Source organism: Roseomonas acroporae (assembly GCF_023223525.1).
GTDB lineage: Bacteria > Pseudomonadota > Alphaproteobacteria > Acetobacterales > Acetobacteraceae > Roseomonas_E > Roseomonas_E acroporae.
Map to the genome: position 1 here is coordinate 101,489 of NZ_JALPRX010000023.1, position 18,844 is coordinate 120,332.

Genomic DNA, 18,844 nt, shown 5'->3' on the forward strand with positions numbered 1-18,844 from the left:
GCCGCCCTCGCGGCACGCCGCGAGGGCGTGTCGGGGCCGCCGCCGGAAACGCCGGCCGGCGGCAGGCCCGTGCCGGGGCGGACGGATGCGCCGGCCCGGCCCCCTTCGCGACGCGCCCGGCATCCCCGGCCGGCTGCCCGGCGGCGACGTCGGCCCGCCCCCGGCCTGCCCCCCTGGCCTGCGCCGGTCAGCCGAGGCGGGGGAGGGACTTGCGCCGCCGCACCAGTCCGGCGAACACGTCCGGCTCCAGGGGCTGGCTGAAGTAGTAGCCCTGGATCTCGTCGCAGCCTTCCGCCATCAGCTGCGCGAGCTGCTCGACCGTCTCGACCCCCTCGGCCAGCACGTCCACGTTCAGGCTGTGGCCGAGGGTGATGATGGCGCGCACGATCGCCGTGTCGCTCGGGTCGGTGCGCAGGTTGCGCACGAAAGACTGGTCGATCTTCAGCCGGTCCACGGGGAAGTTCTTGACGTAGGAAAGCGAGGAGTAGCCGGTTCCGAAGTCGTCGATCGACAGGCGCACGCCGAGGTCCTTGAGGTCGCGCAGCACCGACGCCGCGGCCTCGGCGTCCTCCATCAGGATCCCCTCCGTCAGCTCCAGGTCGAGCATGTTGGGATCGAAGCCGGTCTCCTCCAGGGCCTCCGTCACCACCTGCCGCACGTCCTGGCGGCGGAACTGGATGGGGGAGAGGTTGACCGCCATGCGGACCGGCGGGAGGCCGGCATCGGCCCAGCGCTTGGCCTGGGCGCAGGCCTCGCGCAGCACCCACTGGTTGATCGGGACGATCAGCCCGTTCTCCTCGGCCAGCGGCAGGAACTCGCCCGGGCGCAGCAGGCCCCAGCCCGGCCGCTGCCAGCGCAGCAGCGCCTCGGCCCCCACCACCTGGCCGGTGCGCAGGCTCACCTGCGGCTGGTAGTGCAGCACGAACTGCTCGCGCGCGAGGCCGGCGCGCAGGTCGGCCGCGAGCACGATCGCCTCGCGGGCGCGCCGGTCCATGTCGGATTCGAAGAAGCTGACCGCGTCGCCGCCCGCCGACTTGGCGCGGTACATGGCGAGGTCGGCGTTGCGCAGCAGCTCCTCCACCTCGCCGCCGTCGTCGGGCGAGAGGGTGATGCCGACGCTGGCGCCCAGGCTGATCTCCTGGCTGTCGCTGAAGAAAGGCACGGCGATCGCCTCGGTGACGCGCCGGGCGAAGTCGGCCGCGTCGTCGCGCCGGGTCAGGCCGGTCTGCACGACGGCGAACTCGTCGCCGCCGAGCCGCGCCACGGTGTCCTCCTCGCCCGCCAGCGCCAGCAGCCGGCCCGCCACCTCGCGCAGCAGCCGGTCGCCGGTCTGGTGGCCGAGCGCGTCGTTCACCGCCTTGAAGCGGTCGAGGTCGAGGAAGTGCAGCGCGAACATGCGCCCGCCGCGGCGCGAACGCGCCAGCTCCCGGCCCAGCCGCTCGGCCAGCAGGACGCGGTTCGGCAGGTCGGTCAGCGAGTCGTGGTGGGCCATGTGGCGCAGCCGCGCCTCGGCCACCTTGCGGTCGGTGATGTCGATCGCCGTGGTCAGCACGCCCACCGTGTCGCCGGTGCCATCGCGCAGCGGCGCCTTGTTGGTCAGGTAGGTGCGGCGCACCCCGCTGGCGTCCTCGATCTCCTCCTCGTAGCTGCCGAGCGCCTTGCCGGTCTCGAACACCAGCCGGTCCAGCCCGCGCGACCGCTCGCCCTGTTCGGGGCCGAACATGGCGGCGGGCAGGCCGGCCAGCGCCGCCGGCGTCGACCCGGCGATGCGCGCCTGATGGGCGTTGACGAAGATGCAGCGGCCCTGCCGGTCGGTGGCGCTGATCATGGCCGGCACGGTGTCGATCACCTGCGTCAGCGATTCCAGGCTGTTGCGCAGCAGCGCCTGGCGCGAGCGCTCGCTGTCCTCCAGCTCGCGCTCCAGCGTCTGGGCGCGGGAGCGGATGATGAGCTGCTGCTTGCGCAGCTTCAGCAGGTTGCGGGCGCGGGTGGTGAATTCGTAGTGGTCCACCGGGCTCTGCAGGAAGTCGGTGGCCCCGGCCTCCAGGGCGCGCAGGCGGAAGGAGCGGTCGTCGTAGGCGGTGATGACCACCACCGGCACCTCCGCGCCGTGCGGCTTCTCGCGCAGCCGGCGGGTGAACTCGGCGCCGTCGATGTTGGGCATCTTGTAGTCGGTCACGACCAGGTCCGGCGCGTTGTGGTCGAGCCATTCCAGCGCCTTCAGCGGATCGCCGAACACCTGGACGGTGACGTCGTCCTCCAGCGAGGCGGCCAGTCGCGAGAAGATGTTCCGGTTGGTGATGCGGTCGTCGAGGATGACGATGGTGGGCATCGCGCTCTGCCGCCGCCTTGAAGGAATTTTCGGAAAGCCGCTCCGCAGAAACAAATACAACCCGGCGACTAAGCAAGGAAGGGAAGTTCGTCCCTTGTATGCCGTGATGATGGATGAAACAACCGGTCACGGAGGGCCCGTCTGCCGGCCGGGACGCGGGCCGGTTTTCCGCGCGGCGCCTCGCGTGGCGATCCTTGCCCGCGATCCGCGACTCCCGTGGAGGCCGCTCCGGCGGCCGATTCCCGCGCGCCGTGGCGGTGGACCGGCCTCACCCTCGGAACCGGCCGCCGCCGTCCACGTCCACCACCGTGCCGCTGAGGTAGCCGCCGCGGGGCGAGGCGAGGAACACGGCCAGCGAGGCGATCTCCTCCGGTTCCGCCGGCCGGGCGAAGGGGAGGTCGTGCAGCGTCTCCTCCCAGCGCGCCTCGTCGCCGAAGCGGTCGCGCGCCCGCGCGCGGGCGAGGGTGACGATCCGGTCGGTGCGGGTCGCCGCCGGGTTGATGCCGACGACGCGGACGCCGGAGTCGACGCTGCGGCCGCCGAGCGCCTCGGTGAAGGCGATCAGCGCGGCATTGCCGGCGGCGCCGCAGATGTAGTCGGCCCGCGGCGCGCGCCCGGCCATGCCGATGACGTTGAGGACCACCCCGCTGCCGCGCGCCTGCATGGCGGGCAGGTAGAGCTGCGTCAGGTGGACATAGCCGAACACCTTGAGCTGCCACGCCTCCTGCCAGCGGGCGAGGCCGATGCGGTCGAGGCCGCCGCCCGGGATGGCGCCGGCATTGTTGACAAGGATGTCGATGCCGGGCTCGGCGGCCGCGAGGGCCTCGCGCGCGGCGGCGTCGGCGAGGTCCGCGGCATGCGTGGCGACGGCGACGTCGTGGCGCGCCCGCAGCCCGGCGGCGGCCGCCTCCAGCGCCGCGGCGTCGCGGGAGGCCAGAACGAGGTCGCAGCCTTCGGCGGCGAAGGCGGCCGCGCAGGCGAGGCCGATTCCCCGGGAGCCGCCGGTGACCAGCACCCGCGCGCCTCGCAACCGCATGTCCATGTCTCTCTCCCCGCCCGTTGCCGCCACCCTATCGGCGGCGGGGGAGGGCGGGAAGCCACCGGGAGACGGCCCGGTCGGGGCCGCCCCGGATGTCCGCGCCGGTTGCCGTCGCGGGCCGGGCGCGGGCCGGGCGCGGCCCCGGACCGCCGGCCGGGGCGGCGGCACGCCGGGGCCGGCGGTCGAGTCCCTCGCGCCCGGGCCTCGGTCCGCGGGGCCCGCCGCAGCGCCGCCCCGTCCATCCGCGGGGGCGGGAATGCCGCGCCGCGACGCCCGGGCGTCGAGCCGGGCGCGGACCGGGCCGGGCTCCGCCGTTCCCTTGCCTTAGAATTGAGCGGCATGAGAAAGAATTGAGCGGCATGAGAATTGAGCGGCATGGTGTTGCGCCGGTTGGCCGCCGGACCTCGCCGCGCCGGCCCCGCGGGCGCCGGTCCTTCCGCCGGCCATCGGACCCCGCCTCCGTCGGGATGCCCGCAGGCGGGACGGGCAGGACCGGGGGCGACGGGGGGCGGTGCCGGCATCCCGCGCGCCGGGGCCCGGGCGGAGGCGGAATGCACCGATGCCCCGGGCGTTCCCACGGGTTCTTTCGGGGCCGGGCGCTTGCGGTCGCCCGACCGGACGGCTAACCCGCGCCCGTGTCCGATACCGCTCCTTCCCGCCCCGCATGCCGGCCGGCCGGTCGGCTGGCTTCCCGACTCGCCGCCCTGCGGGGCTGGCGGGCTTCGCTGGCCGCCTGCGGCCTCGGCCTGCTGTCGGCCCTGGCGTTGCCGCCGGTGCATGCCGTGCCGGTCCTGCTGCTGTCGATTCCGGGCCTGATCGTGCTGGCCGGGGCGGCGCCGGGCTGGCGGCGCGCCGCGTGGCTCGGCTTCTGCTGGGGGTGGGGGCATCATCTCGGCGGTCTGTACTGGATCACCTCGGCGATCCTGATCGAGGCGGACCGCTTCTGGTGGCTGGTGCCGATCGCGGTGCCCGCCGTGGCGGTGCCGCTTGCCCTGGCCATGGCGCTGCCCGCCGCGGCGGCGCGCCTCGCGGCGCCCGGCTGGCCCCGGCTGCTGGCCTTCGCCGCGGTCTGGGTCGCGGCCGAGATGCTGCGCGGGGTGGTGCTGACCGGCTTCCCGTGGAACCTGCTCGGCAGCGTCTGGGCCTTCGCGGCGCTGCCGCTCCAGGGCGCGTCGCTGGTCGGGGTGCACGGCCTGTCGCTGCTGACGGTGCTGCTGGCCGGGCTGCCGCTGCTCGGGCGGCGGGCCTGGGCGGGAGGGTTCGCGCTGGTGCTCGCCGCCGGCGTCTTCGGCTTCTTGCGGCTGCAGGCCGCGGACCCCCCACCGCAACCCTGGCGCGTGATCGTCGTCCAGGGCAATGTGCAGCAAGACACGAAATGGCGGGAGGATGCGCGCTGGCCGATCTTCAACCGCTACCTGAATCTTACCCGTGCCGCCGTGGCGCAGCCCCTGCCGCCCGGCGCCCCTGCCGGCACGCGCACCGTGGTCGCCTGGCCGGAGACGGCGAGCCCCTTCCTGCTCGGCGAGGATCCGGTGGCGAGTCGCCTGGCGGGGGAGACGCTGCCGCCGGGCGGCGTGCTGCTGGCCGGCAGCGTCCGGGTGGAGTGGGGGCCGGACCGGCGGCCCGAGCACGTCTTCAACAGCATGATCGCCCTCGACGAGGCGGGACGGACGCTCGCCGCCTACGACAAGTCCCATCTCGTGCCCTTCGGCGAATACATGCCCTGGCGCGGCCTGATGCCGGTGCGTATCGTGCGCGGCTCGATGGACTTCACCCCCGGCCGCGGCCCGGAGGCGATCGCGCCCGGCGGCCTGCCGCCCTTTGGTACGCTGATCTGCTACGAGGTGATCTTCCCCGGTGCCGTCGTGCCGGCGCCGCGTCCGGACTGGCTGCTCAACATCACCAACGACGCGTGGTTCGGCGCCTCCGCCGGGCCCTACCAGCATCTGGCCGCGGTACGGCTGCGCGCGGTGGAGGAGGGCCTGCCGATCGCCCGCGCCGCGCAGACCGGAATCTCGGCGCTGGTGGATGCGCGTGGCCGGGTGCTCGCGCATCTCGGCCTCGGGGAGTCGGGAAGCCTGGCCGCGCTGCTGCCGGGGCGTGGCCGAGCGACGCTGTTCTCCCGGCTCGGCCTGTATCTGCCCGGCGGGTTGGCCCTGCTCTGCCTGCTCGCCGCGGTGGCTGGAACCATCGTCATGTCTCGAAACGAGAGACCATAAGGTGGAAAGTATAAATTTTGATATTTGTCAAAATGGTTGACAAATGGTTTCCGTGCGAATATCCAGAAATTGGTTTCAGGAAAGGCGTGGTCGATGGCAACCGAGGCAGCAAAGCCGGTGGGGTCACCCACCCAAGTGCTGCAGCTTCATGTCCCGACCCCCGTGGCGCGCATAGGGAAATCGAATATGCCGAGTGACGACACGTCCGATCGCCCGGAGCGTGAGCACCGCGCCAGCCCGATCGACGTGCATGTCGGGACGAGGGTGCGCCTACGCCGGACGCTGCTCGGCATGAGCCAGGAGCGGCTGGGTGAGGCGCTCGGGCTGACCTTCCAGCAGGTCCAGAAGTACGAGCGCGGGGTGAACCGGATCGGCGCCAGCCGCCTGTTCGACCTCGCCCGTGTCCTGGACGTGCCGATCGGCTTCTTCTTCGACGACATGCCGGACGCCATGGGCGGCCAGGGCGGCGGACGCCGCGCCTCGGGCTTCGCCGAATCCCAGGACGGCTTCGAGGACGACACGCTGCACCGGCGCGAGACGCTGGAGTTGGTGCGCGCCTACTACCGCATCAACGATCCGGCCGTGCGCAAGCGGGTCTTCGACCTGATCAAGAGCCTGGCACCGACCGAGTAGGCGGCCGGGCCAGGGTTGGCGTCGCGTCGGCAAAAGGCTGCGCAGCGCGTAACTGCGGATTGTCGAAGACCGGCTCGCGATAGCGACGCAGGGCGTCCCCCAGCGCGGCGGCCAGGTCACGCTTCTCCCACTCTCCGAGATAGGTGCCGATCTCCACCGACGCCCGCCGCTGCGCCAGCAGCAACGTGGAGCAGCGGCCGTGATGCTCGCGCAGCTCCAGCCGCGCCCAGTAGGGCTCCAGAGTCACCTCGGAGCGGCGGCCCCGGCGATCGGTGCGCCGGACCTGCAACTGGTTCGGCGTCAGCACCACGCTCTCCCGGGCGTGGCGGCTGCCGCGGTGGTGCAGCATCACCAGCAGCAGCACCGCCGGCACCTCCAGCCCGACCAGGCCGAACACCGGCCAGGCCCCCAGCCGGAGGAACAGCAGCCCGCTGGCCATGGCGGGCAGGCCGAGCAGAAGGGTGAGCAGCGTCAGCGCGCGTGGTCCCGCGCTTCGGTGCGGGCTGGTCACCGCCTCGAACAGGATGGGCTCGAGCGGGACGGGGCCGGCCGCTGCCATGGGGAGGAGGATAGCTTGATTCGCCTTGCGCTGGTAGCTGGAGTCCGCGCAGCCGGATCCCTCGAATCCATGCCAGACCCGAATCGACGCGCACAGGTCACCGCCCCGGGCGAGCCGATTCCGGCACCGCCTGCCGCCGCCGGCGAGGCCGTGATCCCGCCGCCTCCGTCGACCCTGCCCCCGCTGCCCGGCCCGCCGGGGGCAGCCGACGTGCCGCCGATGCCGCCTGCGGCCGATTCCGCCACCCCGCCGGAGCGGCGCCCGGCCGCGCCGCGCGGGCGCCGGCCCGCGCCCCTGCACGGCAGCGCCGCGGCGCCGCGGCGCGCCCGGCTGATGTCGGCGGATGCCGCCGCCGGCTTCATCCGCGCCCTGGCCCAGGCCACGCCGGACCCGCAGACCGAGCTGCTCTACACGGATCCCTACTCGCTGCTGGTCGCCGTGGTGCTTTCCGCCCAGACCACCGACGCGGCGGTCAACCGCGCCACCCCGGCCCTGTTCGCGGCGGCGCCGGACCCTGCGGCGATGGTGGCGCTCGGCGAGGCCGGCGTGGCCGCGCATATCCGCACCATCGGGCTGTGGCAGGCCAAGGCGCGCAACGTCGTCGCCCTGTCGCGCCTGCTGCTGGAGCGGCACGGCGGCGCGGTGCCGGAGACGCGGGAGGCGCTGGAGGCGCTGCCCGGCGTCGGCCGCAAGACCGCCAACGTGGTGCTCAACGTCGCCTTCGGGGCGGAGACCATGGCGGTGGACACGCACATCTTCCGCATCGGCAACCGCACCGGCCTGGCCCCGGGCCGGACGCCGCGCGAGGTGGAGGACCGGCTGGTGAAGCGCTGCCCGCCGGCCCTGCTGCGCTCGGCGCACCACTGGCTGATCCTGCACGGGCGCTACGTCTGCAAGGCGCGCCTGCCCGAGTGCTGGCGTTGCGCTGCCCGTGCCTTCTGCAACTACCGCGACAAGGTGCTGGTGGCGCCGGCCCGCTGAGAGGAGCGCCGGCGCGTTCCCTGCCGGCGCCACCGAACGGCTCCAGCGCCTTGTTTCCTCGGGCAACTTCGCCCGATCGGATGATTCCACCCGATCGGGATCTGCTCTAGGCTCGGCCCATGCCGCAGACCAAGCCGCGCGTGGCGCTGTTCGTCACCTGCCTCGTCGATCTCTACCGCCCCTCGGTCGGCTTCGCCGCCATCCGGCTGCTGGAGCAGGCGGGCTGCCTCGTCGAGGTGCCGCCGACGCAGACCTGCTGCGGGCAGCCGGCCTACAATTCCGGCGACCGCGCCACGGCGCGCGACCTGGCGCGCGCCGTGGTCGACGCCTTCGCCGGCTACGATTACGTCGTGGCGCCCTCCGGTTCCTGCGCCGGCATGATCGCGCACCACTATCCCGGCCTGTTCGCCGACGACCCGACCTATCGCGGCCGCGCCGAGGCGCTGGCCGCGCGCACGCACGAGCTGGTCTCCTTCCTCACCGACGTGATGGGGATGGAGTCGGTGGCGGCGCGCTACGAGGGAATCGTCGCCTACCACGATTCCTGCTCGGGCCTGCGCGAGATGGGCGTGCGCGAGCAGCCGCGCCGGCTGCTCGCCGGGATGCGCGGGCTGACGTTGCGCGAACTGTCGGAGCCGGAGGTGTGCTGCGGCTTCGGCGGCACCTTCTGCGTGAAGTATCCCGACATCTCCACGCGCATGGTGGCCGACAAGGTGCGCGACATCCGCGCGACGGGGGCGGACACGCTGCTCGCGGGCGATCTCGGCTGCCTGCTGAACATGGCGGGGCGGCTGCGCCGGGAAGGCGCGCCGCTGCGCGTTCGCCACGTGGCGGAGGTGCTGGCCGGCATGACCGAGACGGCGCCGATCGGCGAGGCGCCGCCGCGCTGAGGCGCCGGGACGGGCCGCGCCGCGGCGGCGCGCCGCCCGCCCGGGCCAGGCTCAGGCGGTGAGCACGATCTTGCCGAAATGCTCGTTCGCCCGCATGCGGGCCAGCGCCTCCGCCACCTCGTCGAGCGGGAAGGTGCGGTCCAGCGGCAGGCGCAGCGTGCCGGCCTCCACCGCCTCCCACAGGTCGGCCCGCATGCGGCGGACGATCTCGCGCACCTCCTCCACCGAGCGGGTGCGGAAGGTCACGCCGACGTAGCTGATGCGCCGGAGCGCGTGCAGGTCGAAGTCGAACTCGCCGCGGGCGCCGCCGAGGCGGCCGACATTGACGATGCGCCCGAGGATCGCCGCCGCCTGCAGGTTGCCGTTGGCGACGCTGCCCGAGATCTGGTCCACCACCAGCTCGACGCCCTTGCCGCCGGTCGCCTCCAGGACCCGCTCCGGCCAGTCCGCCGCCTTCGTGTCGATGGCGAGGTCGGCGCCGTACTCGCCCAGCTTCGCGCGCCGCGCCGCGCTGGTCGAGCTGCCGATCACCAGCCGCGCGCCCTTCAGCTTCGCGATCTGCATCGCCATCAGCCCGACCCCCGAGCTGGCGCCCTGGACCAGCACGGCCTCGCCCGGGGCGAGGCGCCCGTTGGTCACCACCGCGTCGTGCATGGTCTGCAGCGCGACCGGCAGGGTCGCGGCCTCGACCTCGCTCATGTTGCGGTCGGGGATGGGCAGGACGCGGCCCATGTCCGCCACGGCGTACTCGGCGTAGCCGCCGGCGCCCGAGGCCATCACGCGGTCGCCGGGACGGATGCCGCGCACGGCGGTGCCGACCTCGGCGACCTCGCCCGCGAACTCCATGCCGACCACGGTGCCGACCCCGCCGACCCGCCCGTGCGACTGCCCGGCCGCGACCGCGAGGTCGGCCCGGTTCAGCGAGGCGGCGCGCACGCGCACCAGCACCTCCTCGGGCTTCGGGCGCGGCGTCGGCACCTCCGCCACGCGCACCCCGGATTCGGTGACGACCGCTGCCTTCACGATGCTTCCTCCACGCTGGGCCGCGCCCGCCGCGCGGCGGCCGGGGACCCTGTCATCGGCCGGATGCCGGCCGTTCTGCATCATCGGCCGGATGCCGGCCGTTCCGCGGCCAGGATGCGGCCGGTCCGCAGCCGCGTCAAAGCGGCGGCCGGTGGGGCGCGGGCCGGCGGGACGGGCCGGGAGAAGGGGCCCGCCGCCTCCCCTCCGCCGTCCCGTCGGGCCGCGCGGGCATGGTTGATCGGCCGGGCGTGGCTTGGCGGTTGCGCCGGGCCCTGCCGAACGTGTTCTATCAATCGAACCAATTCGGCACACCAATCCGGCGCGCGGCCCGGGGCGGCGTGTCCGGCGGGCTCGGTCCCCGGGCATGACCACGACGGAAGCACGGCGGCCGGCGACGAGGCGAGGAAGGGGAGACGTATGTCCGAGACAGCGACGCGGCGGTCGGCCGCGCCCGGGCAGGCCGAGCATTTCGACGTCGTCATCGTCGGGGCGGGCATCTCCGGGATCGGCGGCGCCTATCACCTCACCCACCAGTGCCCCGACCGCCGCTTCGTGGTCCTGGAGGCGCAGGAGAGCTTCGGCGGCACCTGGCTGACCCACCGCTACCCCGGCATCCGCTCCGACAGCGACCTCTACACATTCGGCTACCGCTTCAAGCCCTGGACCGGCACCCCGATCGCGACCGCCGAGGAGATCCGCCGCTACATGGGGGAGGTGATCGAGGAGAACGACCTCGGCCGCCACATCCGCTACGGCCACCGCATCGAGCGCGCGGACTGGTCGGAGGCGGCGAAGCGCTGGACGCTGGAGGCGGTGCGCACCGATATCGGCGAGCCGGTGCGGCTGACCGCGGGCTTCCTGTGGATGTGCCAGGGCTACTACCGGCACGCGGCGGGATACCTGCCGGAGTGGCCGGGCATGGCGCGCTTCCGCGGCCGCCTCGTCCACGCCCAGACCTGGCCGGAGGATCTCGACTACACGGGCCAGCGGGTCGTCGTGATCGGCTCCGGCGCGACGGCGGCGACCGTGGTGCCGGCGATGGCGGCCCGGGCGGCGCACGTCACCATGCTCCAGCGCTCCCCCACCTACTTCCGCACCGGCCGCAACGCCATCGAGATCGCCGACGAGCTGCGGACGCTCGGCGTGGACGAGAGCTGGATCCACGAGATCGTGCGCCGCAAGATCCTGCACGAGCAGGCGCTGTTCGCCGAGCGCACCTTCCGCGAGCCGGAGAAGGTGCGCGACGAGCTGCTGGCCAATGCGCGCGCGCATCTCGGCCCCGGGGTGGACGTGGACACGCACTTCACGCCGCGCTACCGGCCCTGGCAGCAGCGCCTCGCCTTCATCCCCGACGCCGACCTGTTCGTGGCGATCCGCGAGGGTCGCGCCTCGGTCGTCACCGACGAGATCGAGGAGTTCACCGAGTCCGGCATCCAGCTCCGCTCCGGCGCGTCGCTGGAGGCCGACATCGTGGTGGCGGCGACGGGCTTCGACCTCAGCGTGATGGGCGACATCGCCTTCAGCCTCGACGGCGAGCCGCTCGACTTCGCGCGGACGGTGACCTATCGCGGCACGATGTTCACCGGCGTGCCCAACCTCGCCTGGGTGTTCGGCTACCTCCGCGCCAGCTGGACGCTGCGCGCCGACCTCGTGGGCGACTTCGTGTGCCGGCTGCTGAACCACATGCGCGACACCGGCGCGCGCGCGGTGGTGCCGGCGCTGCGGCCCGGGGACGAGGGCATGGCGCTGCTCCCCTGGATCACCGCCGAGAACTTCAATCCCGGCTACCTGGCCCGCGGCATGCACCTGCTGCCGCGGCAGGGCGACCGGCGGGAGTGGCAGCACACGCAGGACTACTGGCGCGAGAAGGACGAGTTCGCGGCGATCCGGATGGACGACCCGGTCTTCGCCTATCGCTGATACCGGCCGGCAAGGGTCCCGACCCGTGCCGGCCGGCATCGCGCGTGCGCCGGGCCGGCGCGACCCGCGCCAGGGTGGTCCGGCGCGCCTAGAGCCGTTCCAGCCTGACTGTATCAGGCCAGAACGGCTCTAACCTTTTGGTTTTTCGCATTTTCCGGGTCGCTGGGTGAGTACACCCAGCTTGAAAATGCTCTAGGGGTCAGCGCACGATCTGCACCGCGCGCGTCGTCGGGATGGCGGCGGAGGATTTCTTGAGGTTCAGCAATTCGGTCAGCAGCGCCAGGACCTGCAGCGAGTGGTCGCCGCGCGTCGCGCCGTCGGCGGCCGGCTCGGCGTGGCGCGGCACGGCATACTCGGCCCCGTCATAGGCCACGCGGAAGGCCGCCGGCGTGGCGTCGCCTCCGCGCGCGAGGCGGAACAGGCAGGCACGGCGCGACGGCGTGGCGGGATCGACCGCGAAGGTGAGACAGGGGGGCGTGCCGTCCGCCCCGGGCGGCATCGCCGCCTGCACGCGCAGCAGCAGGCCGAGGAAGCGGACCACCTCCTCGACCGAACGCACGAGGATGCGCAGCCCGCTGCCGGCGAGGCGCGGCGCCGGCCCCTCCTGCACCACCTCGGGCCGCGCGCAGACCGGCGAATCCCGCCCGGCGCGCAGCGCCTCCTCGTCGCCGCCCGCCACCGGCACCAGCAGGCCGCGCCCGCCCTGCGCCACGCGCCGGCACACGGCGGTGCGGCGCTCCACGCGGTGCAGCCGGAAGCGGCCGCCGGGCTCGGGCAGCAGCCGCATCCCGCCATCCGCCAGCAGCGCCAGCAGCGCCGGCTCGGCCGCCTGCGCGGCGCTCAGGCGCGGGCCGACCGGCTGCAGCGCCTGGTAGTCGTTGAACTCGAAGCGGCCGAGCGCCACCGCCGTCGCCAGTGCCTGCCGCGCGCCCGCGCCGCCATCCGCCACGGGCTCCGGGCAGTCGGGCCGGCCGGTCCAGCAGCGCGGGTCGTTGGGATAGCGCCGGCCCGTCACCGGGTCCTCCACCACGGCGAAGAGCAGCATCAGCAGCATCTCGCGCGGGTAGCCGCGTTCCCACAGCGCGCGGATCAGCCCGGGCTCCAGCGGCTCCAGCAGGCCGCGGGCGAATTCCTGCGTGTCCAGCGCCGAGACGTCGAAGCTTGGCGCCACGCCGCCGCCGAGGCCGAGGCCCAGCACGTAGGGCGTGGCCGCGCCCGCGCCCACCGGCACGGAAAGCCCGGGCTGGCCGAGGCCGAGGTTCAGCGCGCCGCGTATCTGCGGCACGGTGGTGAAGTGCAGCGGCGCCTCGTCCCGCGCGCGCAGGATGTTGCGCACGAGCCCGTCATTGGCGGCGGTCTCGACGGCGCCGTTGTAGGCGATGGCCTGCTGCCCGATCGGCCCGGACAGCGCGCAGCCGCCCGGCGCGAGCCCGAGGAGGAGGACGGGCAGCCGGGCGAGGGCGGCCCACCGTCGTCGTCGCCGCATGGCCGCCGTTCTCCCGGATACCGGAACGTTGCCGGCAGGGTATCAGGCGTGCGGCGACGGGCAATCGCCGCCGGCGCGCGGCGCCGCGGGCACGGCGCGGCGGCGGTCAGCCCAGCCCGCCGCGCCCCATCTCCAGGAACTTCTCGCGTCGCCGCGCACGCAGCGTGGCGCCGTCCGCCTCCAGCAGCGGCTCCAGGCTGCGCCAGATCTGCTCGCCCACGGCCGTCACGGCGGCGGCCGGGTCGCGGTGGGCGCCGCCGAGCGGCTCGGGCACCACCGCGTCCACCAGCTCCAGCCGGCGCAGATCCTCGGCGGTCAGGCGCAGCGCCTCGGCCGCCTGCGGCGCCTGGGCGGCGTCGCGCCACAGGATCGAGGCGCAGCCCTCGGGCGAGATCACGGAATAGACCGCGTGCTCCAGCATCAGCACCCGGTCGGCCGCCGCGAGCGCGATGGCGCCGCCCGAGCCGCCCTCCCCGATGATGGTGGCCACGAAGGGCACCGGCGCCTCCAGCCCCGCCTCGATGGAGCGGGCGATCGCCTCGGCCTGGCCGCGCGCCTCGGCCTCGATTCCGGGGAAGGCGCCGGCCGTGTCCACGAAGGAGAGGATGGGCAGGCCGAAGCGCCCGGCCAGCTCCATCAGCCGGCGCGCCTTGCGGTAGCCCTCGGGACGGGCCATGCCGAAATTGCGGGCGACGCGGCTTTCCGTGTCGTTGCCCTTCTCGGTGCCGAGCACCACCACGGCGCGGCCCCGGAAGCGGCCGAGCCCGCCGATCACGGCGGCGTCGTCGGCGAAGGCGCGGTCGCCGGCCAGCGGCGTGAATTCCTCGACGAGCTGGCGCACGTAGTCGAGGCATTTCGGCCGGTCGGGGTGGCGCGCCACCTGCGTCTTCTGCCAGGGCGTGAGCTTGGCATAGGTGCCCTGGAGCAGCTTGTGCGCCTTGTCGCGCAGGCGGCCGACCTCCTCGGCAACGTCGATGCCGCCGGCGTCGGTGGTGCGACGCAGCTCCTCGATCTTGCCTTCAAGCTCGGCGATCGGCTTCTCGAAGTCCAAAAAGTGACGCATGGGCAACCCTCGGGAGGGCGCGGGTTAGCCCAAAACGGCCGGGGGCGGAAGCGTGCCCGGTCCCGCCGGGGCGGTGGGGGCCGGGTCGCGGCGGCCGCGGCCGGCGCCGGTCAGTCCCGCGCCGGCGCCGCCGGCCGCGGCCCCGCCGCCTCCAGCGCCAGCGGATGGTGCTCCTCCACCAGCCGGCGCAGCCGCTCCTCCAGCACGTGGGTGTAGATCTGCGTGGTGGCGATGTCGGCGTGGCCGAGCAGGATCTGCAGCGTCCGCAGGTCGGCCCCGCGTTCCAGCAGATGGCTGGCGAAGGCGTGGCGCAGCACGTGCGGGCTGACCCGGTCCGGGTCCAGCCCGGCCTCCAGCGCCGCCGCCTTCAGCAGCACGAACAGGCCCTGCCGGGTCAGGTGCCCGGCCTGGCCGCGTGCCGTCGGGAACAGCCAGCGCGCGGTCCTGCCGCCACCGGGGCCGCCATTGGGGCCGCCATCGGGGCCGTCATCGCGACCGGCAGCGGGACTGGCGCCGGCGCGCGCCCGGAGCGCGGCGGCGACCGCCTCGCGGGCCTTCGAGGAGATCGGCACCAGCCGCTCCCGCCCGCCCTTGCCGCGCACCGCCACCAGCGGCGTGTCGGACCGCAGCGCATCCGTCCGGAGGGTGATCAGCTCCGAGGCGCGCAGGCCGCTGCAATAGAGCAGTTCCACCGCCGCCACGGCGAGCGGGCCGCGCCGGCCGGGCAGCCGGGCCGCACCGGCCAGCAGGGCGGTGATCTCCGCCTCGGACAGGGTGCGGGGCAGGGCGGGGCGGGGGCGGGGACCTTCGAGCAGCGCCGTCGGGTCGTCCGCGCGCAGCCCCTCGGCCACCAGGAAGCGGTGGAACTGCCGCAGCGTGGAGAGCCGGCGCGCCACGGTGCGCTCGGCCATGCCGAGCGCGGTCAGGGACTGCAGGTAGGCCGAGAGGGTGGCGGCGCCGGCGCGGGCCGGCCCCTCGCCGCGGCGGCCGGCGAAGGCGGCGAAGTCGGCGAGGTCGGAGGCATAGGCCGCGCGGGTGTTGCGCGCCGCGCCGCGCTCGGCCGCCAGCATCTCCAGGAACGCCTCGATGCGGTGCCCGTCGCCGGGCGTCCCTCCGGGCCCGCCATCCGGCTTGCCGGCGACGCGCGGCGCCGTGCCGGGGGCCCCGGCGGCGGGTGGCCCGCCGGCGGGCGGAAGGGGGGGCGCCGGATCGGTCGGCGGGGTCACGCCGGTGGCCGCCCGCCTCGGCGCGCCCCCGGGCACGGCGTCAACGGGTCTGGAAGCGGTCGTTGGGGAGGACGCGCTCCACCGGCTGCGGCGTGACACCCGGCGGGAAGGCGCCGATCACCAGCATGGCGAGGAGCAGCACGCCGACCAGCACGGCGGCGACCAGGAGGATGGGACGGCGGAACATGGTGGTGGGGCAGACTCCTGGTGGCGCTCTGGTGGCGGGCGGCCCGCCGGCCGGAAGGAAGGCGGCGCACGGGGCGGCGGACCGACTCGACACCCCTGGTACGCGTCCCGGGGCCATCGCAGGCGGGCAACGGTGTGCTAGCCTCGGCCACCGTGTCGCGCAACTCCGCCCTCCACCTCCCCCCCCACGCCGCCGAGGCCCCATCCGTCGAGACCCCGTCCGCCGGGGTCCCGTCCGCCGAGGGCGCGTCCGCCGTGCCGCCGCGGGCCGCGGCCGCGCCGCGCCCGCCCGCCGCCCCGGCCAACCCCTGGCCCGCCCCCTGGCCCACCCCCTGGCCGCGCAGCGTGGTGGTGGTGGGGATGCCGGGCGCCGGCAAGACCTCGATCGGCCGCCGCCTCGCCAACCGGCTCGGCCTGCCCTTCCACGACGCCGATGTCGAGATCGAGGCGGCCGCCGGCCTGACCGTCAGCGAGATCTTCGCCCGCTACGGCGAGGCGCATTTCCGCGACGGCGAGCGGCGGGTGATCGCGCGGCTGCTCTCGCAGGGGCCGATCGTGCTGGCCACCGGCGGCGGCGCCTACGCCGACCCGCGCACCCGGCAGGCGGTGCGGGAATCGGGCGCCGTCTCGCTCTGGCTGCGCTGCCCGCTGCCCACCCTGCTGCGCCGGGTCGCCGGGCGCGACCACCGCCCCATGTTCGTGGACGCCGATCCCGTCGAGGTGCTGACCCGGCTGATGGAGCGTCGCCATCCCCACTACGCCGAGGCCGACATCGTGATCGCCTGTGCCGACGAGAGCCCCGAGACCACCACGCGGCGCGTCCTCGCCGCCCTGTCCGAGTGGCAGCCGCCCGCCCGCCTGCCCGTGCCGCTGCCCGGCGCCGCGCCGCGCGGCTACGACATCGTGACCGGGGAGGGGCTGCTGCGGCGCGCCGGCGGGCTGCTGGCGCCGGTGCTGCCGACGCGGCGCGTCGCTATCGTCTCCGACGCCAACGTCGCCGCGCTGCACGGGGAGACGCTGCGCGAGGGGCTGGCCGAGGCCGGCATCGCCGTCGCCGCCGAGGTGACGGTGGCGCCCGGCGAGGCGAGCAAGAACATGGCCGAGGTGGGCCGCGTGATGGACGCGCTGCTGGCCGCCGGCATCGAGCGGCGCACCGCCGTGATCGCGCTCGGCGGCGGCGTGGTGGGCGACCTCGCGGGCTTCGTCGCGGCGATCACGCTGCGCGGCCTGCCCTTCGTGCAGGTGCCGACCACGCTGCTGGCGCAGGTGGACAGCTCGGTGGGCGGCAAGACCGGCGTGAACCTCGCCGCCGGCAAGAACCTGGCCGGGGCCTTCCACCAGCCGCTGATGGTGCTGGCCGATACCGGCACGCTGGCCACCCTGCCGCCGCGCGAGCTGCGCGCGGGCTATGCCGAGGTGGCCAAGCACGGGCTGCTGCACGGCTCCTTCTGGGACTGGTGCGAGGCGCACGGCGCCGAGGCGGTGGCCGGCGACCCGGCGGCGCTGCGCCATGCGGTGATCGAGAGCTGCCGGCTGAAATCCGCCGTGGTGGCGGAGGACGAGCGCGAGGAGACGCCCGACGGCGGCCGCGCCCTGCTCAACCTCGGCCACACCTTCGGCCATGCGCTGGAGGCCGAGTGCGGCTATGGCGGCGCGCTGCTGCACGGGGAGGGTGTGGCGATCGGGCTCGGCCTCGCGGCGATGCTGTCGGCGCGGCTCGGCCATTGCGCCTATGCCCTGCCCGAGCGGGTGGTGGCGCATCTGGCCGCCTGCGGCCTGCCCGCCCGCATCCACGAGCTGAACCGGCGCTTCTCGGCGGCGACGCTGCTGGCGCGCATGGGGCGCGACAAGAAGGTGCGCGAGGGCAGGCTGCGCTTCATCCTGCTCAACCGCCCGGGCGACGCCTTCGTGGCCGACGACGTGCCGGCCGAGACGGTGCTGACCCTGCTGCGCGACGAGGGCTGCGGCCCGTAGGGCCTGCCGGGCGGCTCGACGGCGACCGCGGCCACGGCCGCCGCGGCACACGCGATTGTCATTCCGACTCCATGCCGGATGAAACCCTGCGGCCGCATCCTGCGCCCGGCGGCACGGAACGGCGGGAGCGGGGAGGGATGTCGAGGCGCCTCGGGGGGCGTCGTTCCCGGTCCGTCGCATCGCCGCTCCGCCGCGCCGGCGACATGGAGCAGACCAAGTGCGACGCATCCTCCTTCCCGTGGCCGCCTGCCTGTGCCTGTCGGCGGCGCCGGGGCTGGGCCAGGATCTCCCCCCGAAGCCCGGCGGAGGCGGCGGGCCCCAGGCCCCAGGCGGCGGCTGGGCGCCGATGGCGCCGGGGCAGCCCCCCGTGTACCCGCCCGGGCAACCACCGGGGTCGTACCAGGGCCCGTCTCCCGGCCAGGCGCCGGGCGGCTATTCCGGCATGCCGGGCCAGCCGCCGGGCCAGCAGCCGGGCATGCCCGATGGAATGCCGGGCGGGATGCCGGGCTACGGCGTGCCCGGCCAGGCGCCGCCGCCGAATTCCGCCGGGCGGCAGAACTACGCCGACGAGCTGACCGATTTCGGCGTGCCGCCGCAGAACCAGCTCAACCCGAATGTCGGCTCGCCGACGCCGACCATGGTGCCCGGCGCGCGCGTCGTCACCACCGACGAGCTGCGCCAGGCGCTGCAGGGCGGCGGCGGCGCGATCGTGCTGGTGGACGTGCTGGACGGCGCGCCGCACCCCACCCTGCCGGGCGCGATCCCGCTGCCCGGCGCCGGGGGCGGAGGCAGCTTCAACGACGGGGTGCAGCAGCGTCTGCAGGGGCTGCTCGCGCAGATCACGCAGCAGCAATTGCAGCGGCCGATCGTGTTCTTCTGCCTCAGCTCGCGCTGCTGGGAGTCCTACAACGCGGTGCTGCGGGCCACCCGGCTCGGCTACCAGAGCGTGTTCTGGTATCGCGGCGGGCTGGAATCCTGGCGCGCCGCCGGGCTGCCGCTGGTGCCGGCGGCCGGTGGCCCGGGCGGCGGGATGGGACAGCCCGGGGCGCAGCCGGGCGGTGGCATGGGTCCGGGCGCCGGCGGCTACCCGGGCCAGGGCGGCTATCCCGGCGGCCAGGGAGGCTACGGCCAGCCGGGCGGCTATGCCGCGCCCGGACAAGGGGGCTATGGCCAGGGAGGGTATGGCCAGGGGGGCTATGGCCAGGGTGGTTATGGCCAGGGGGGCTACCCGGCACGGTAGCGCCGCGCCGGCCCCCGGCCGCTACCGCCGGCCGCCATCGCGACGCGGCGGCGGTTCGCGGCGGGGCGAGGCC

At 74.7% G+C, this 18,844-nt stretch carries 15 protein-coding genes; 7 read left to right on the forward strand and 8 right to left on the reverse strand.

From position 1 onward, the window contains the following. Positions 1-187: 187 nt before the first annotated feature. Entirely contained in the window at positions 188-2,332 is a 2,145-nt protein-coding gene (locus M0638_RS06750; protein WP_248666201.1) for a two-component system response regulator, read from the reverse strand. 268 nt (positions 2,333-2,600) lie between these two features. Beyond that, on the reverse strand, positions 2,601-3,374 hold the full coding sequence (locus tag M0638_RS06755) for a short-chain dehydrogenase/reductase (RefSeq protein ID WP_248666202.1): 774 nt from the start codon (positions 3,372-3,374) through the stop codon (positions 2,601-2,603). A 632-nt stretch (positions 3,375-4,006) separates the two neighbouring features. On the opposite strand from M0638_RS06755, the gene lnt reads away from it, so the two are divergent. Further along, positions 4,007-5,590 (forward strand): apolipoprotein N-acyltransferase, encoded by a 1,584-nt coding sequence (gene lnt / locus M0638_RS06760; protein WP_248666203.1) that lies wholly within the window; start codon positions 4,007-4,009, stop codon positions 5,588-5,590. 186 nt (positions 5,591-5,776) lie between these two features. After that, complete coding sequence (locus M0638_RS06765) at positions 5,777-6,223, forward strand: helix-turn-helix domain-containing protein (RefSeq protein WP_248666204.1); 447 nt, start codon at positions 5,777-5,779, stop codon at positions 6,221-6,223. Here the strand turns inward: M0638_RS06765 and M0638_RS06770 are convergent. Continuing rightward, positions 6,198-6,782, reverse strand: a complete 585-nt coding sequence (locus tag M0638_RS06770; RefSeq protein ID WP_248666205.1) for a DUF2244 domain-containing protein — start codon at positions 6,780-6,782, stop codon at positions 6,198-6,200. The two genes, M0638_RS06765 and M0638_RS06770, sit on opposite strands and share 26 nt — an antisense overlap. A 219-nt stretch (positions 6,783-7,001) precedes the next feature. Between M0638_RS06770 and nth the strand changes: the two genes are divergently transcribed. Next, a complete protein-coding gene (gene nth / locus M0638_RS06775) occupies positions 7,002-7,763 on the forward strand; it encodes an endonuclease III (protein ID WP_408903085.1) in 762 nt (253 codons plus the stop codon). Between the two features lie 119 nt (positions 7,764-7,882). Continuing rightward, positions 7,883-8,653: a (Fe-S)-binding protein gene (locus M0638_RS06780; protein ID WP_248666206.1), complete on the forward strand. Its 771-nt coding sequence runs from the start codon at positions 7,883-7,885 to the stop codon at positions 8,651-8,653. A 51-nt stretch (positions 8,654-8,704) separates the two neighbouring features. Here the strand turns inward: M0638_RS06780 and M0638_RS06785 are convergent, their stop codons facing one another. Next, the gene (locus M0638_RS06785; RefSeq protein WP_248666207.1) at positions 8,705-9,676 is read right to left on the reverse strand and encodes a zinc-binding dehydrogenase; all 972 of its coding nucleotides are present in this window, start codon (positions 9,674-9,676) and stop codon (positions 8,705-8,707) included. 417 nt (positions 9,677-10,093) lie between these two features. Here M0638_RS06785 and M0638_RS06790 point away from each other — a divergent pair, with 417 nt between their 5' ends. Then, a complete protein-coding gene (locus tag M0638_RS06790) occupies positions 10,094-11,596 on the forward strand; it encodes a flavin-containing monooxygenase (protein WP_248666208.1) in 1,503 nt (500 codons plus the stop codon). A 199-nt stretch (positions 11,597-11,795) separates the two neighbouring features. On the opposite strand, the gene M0638_RS06795 is transcribed toward M0638_RS06790, so the two are convergent. From M0638_RS06795 to M0638_RS06810, 4 genes are all read right to left on the reverse strand, one after another. Beyond that, entirely contained in the window at positions 11,796-13,082 is a 1,287-nt protein-coding gene (locus M0638_RS06795; RefSeq protein WP_248666209.1) for a hypothetical protein, read from the reverse strand. 106 nt (positions 13,083-13,188) lie between these two features. Next, positions 13,189-14,145, reverse strand: a complete 957-nt coding sequence (locus M0638_RS06800; RefSeq protein WP_248666210.1) for an acetyl-CoA carboxylase carboxyltransferase subunit alpha — start codon at positions 14,143-14,145, stop codon at positions 13,189-13,191. Positions 14,146-14,255: 110 nt separating this feature from the next. Then, positions 14,256-15,371, reverse strand: coding sequence for a tyrosine recombinase (locus M0638_RS06805; protein WP_345893002.1), 1,116 nt, complete (start codon positions 15,369-15,371; stop codon positions 14,256-14,258). Between the two features lie 40 nt (positions 15,372-15,411). Continuing rightward, positions 15,412-15,558 (reverse strand): hypothetical protein, encoded by a 147-nt coding sequence (locus M0638_RS06810; RefSeq protein ID WP_248666211.1) that lies wholly within the window; start codon positions 15,556-15,558, stop codon positions 15,412-15,414. A 254-nt stretch (positions 15,559-15,812) separates the two neighbouring features. Here M0638_RS06810 and aroB point away from each other — a divergent pair, with 254 nt between their 5' ends. Next, positions 15,813-17,531: a 3-dehydroquinate synthase gene (gene aroB / locus M0638_RS06815; RefSeq protein ID WP_248666212.1), complete on the forward strand. Its 1,719-nt coding sequence runs from the start codon at positions 15,813-15,815 to the stop codon at positions 17,529-17,531. 475 nt (positions 17,532-18,006) lie between these two features. Continuing rightward, the gene (locus M0638_RS28775) at positions 18,007-18,771 is read left to right on the forward strand and encodes a rhodanese-like domain-containing protein (protein WP_282571883.1); all 765 of its coding nucleotides are present in this window, start codon (positions 18,007-18,009) and stop codon (positions 18,769-18,771) included. The last annotated feature ends 73 nt before the right edge of the window (positions 18,772-18,844 follow it).

Excerpts from the sequence above, each read along its gene's own strand:
- M0638_RS06750 (WP_248666201.1), bottom strand. The coding sequence starts at position 2,332 with ATGCCCACCATCGTCATCCTCGACGACCGCATCACCAACCGGAACATC.
- M0638_RS06755 (WP_248666202.1), bottom strand. The coding sequence starts at position 3,374 with ATGGACATGCGGTTGCGAGGCGCGCGGGTGCTGGTCACCGGCGGCTCC.
- M0638_RS06765 (WP_248666204.1), top strand. The coding sequence starts at position 5,777 with ATGCCGAGTGACGACACGTCCGATCGCCCGGAGCGTGAGCACCGCGCC.
- M0638_RS06770 (WP_248666205.1), bottom strand. The coding sequence starts at position 6,782 with ATGGCAGCGGCCGGCCCCGTCCCGCTCGAGCCCATCCTGTTCGAGGCG.
- nth (WP_408903085.1), top strand. The coding sequence starts at position 7,002 with ATGCCGCCTGCGGCCGATTCCGCCACCCCGCCGGAGCGGCGCCCGGCC.
- M0638_RS06780 (WP_248666206.1), top strand. The coding sequence starts at position 7,883 with ATGCCGCAGACCAAGCCGCGCGTGGCGCTGTTCGTCACCTGCCTCGTC.
- M0638_RS06790 (WP_248666208.1), top strand. The coding sequence starts at position 10,094 with ATGTCCGAGACAGCGACGCGGCGGTCGGCCGCGCCCGGGCAGGCCGAG.
- M0638_RS06795 (WP_248666209.1), bottom strand. The coding sequence starts at position 13,082 with ATGCGGCGACGACGACGGTGGGCCGCCCTCGCCCGGCTGCCCGTCCTC.
- M0638_RS06800 (WP_248666210.1), bottom strand. The coding sequence starts at position 14,145 with ATGCGTCACTTTTTGGACTTCGAGAAGCCGATCGCCGAGCTTGAAGGC.
- M0638_RS06810 (WP_248666211.1), bottom strand. The coding sequence starts at position 15,558 with ATGTTCCGCCGTCCCATCCTCCTGGTCGCCGCCGTGCTGGTCGGCGTG.
- M0638_RS28775 (WP_282571883.1), top strand. The coding sequence starts at position 18,007 with ATGCCCGATGGAATGCCGGGCGGGATGCCGGGCTACGGCGTGCCCGGC.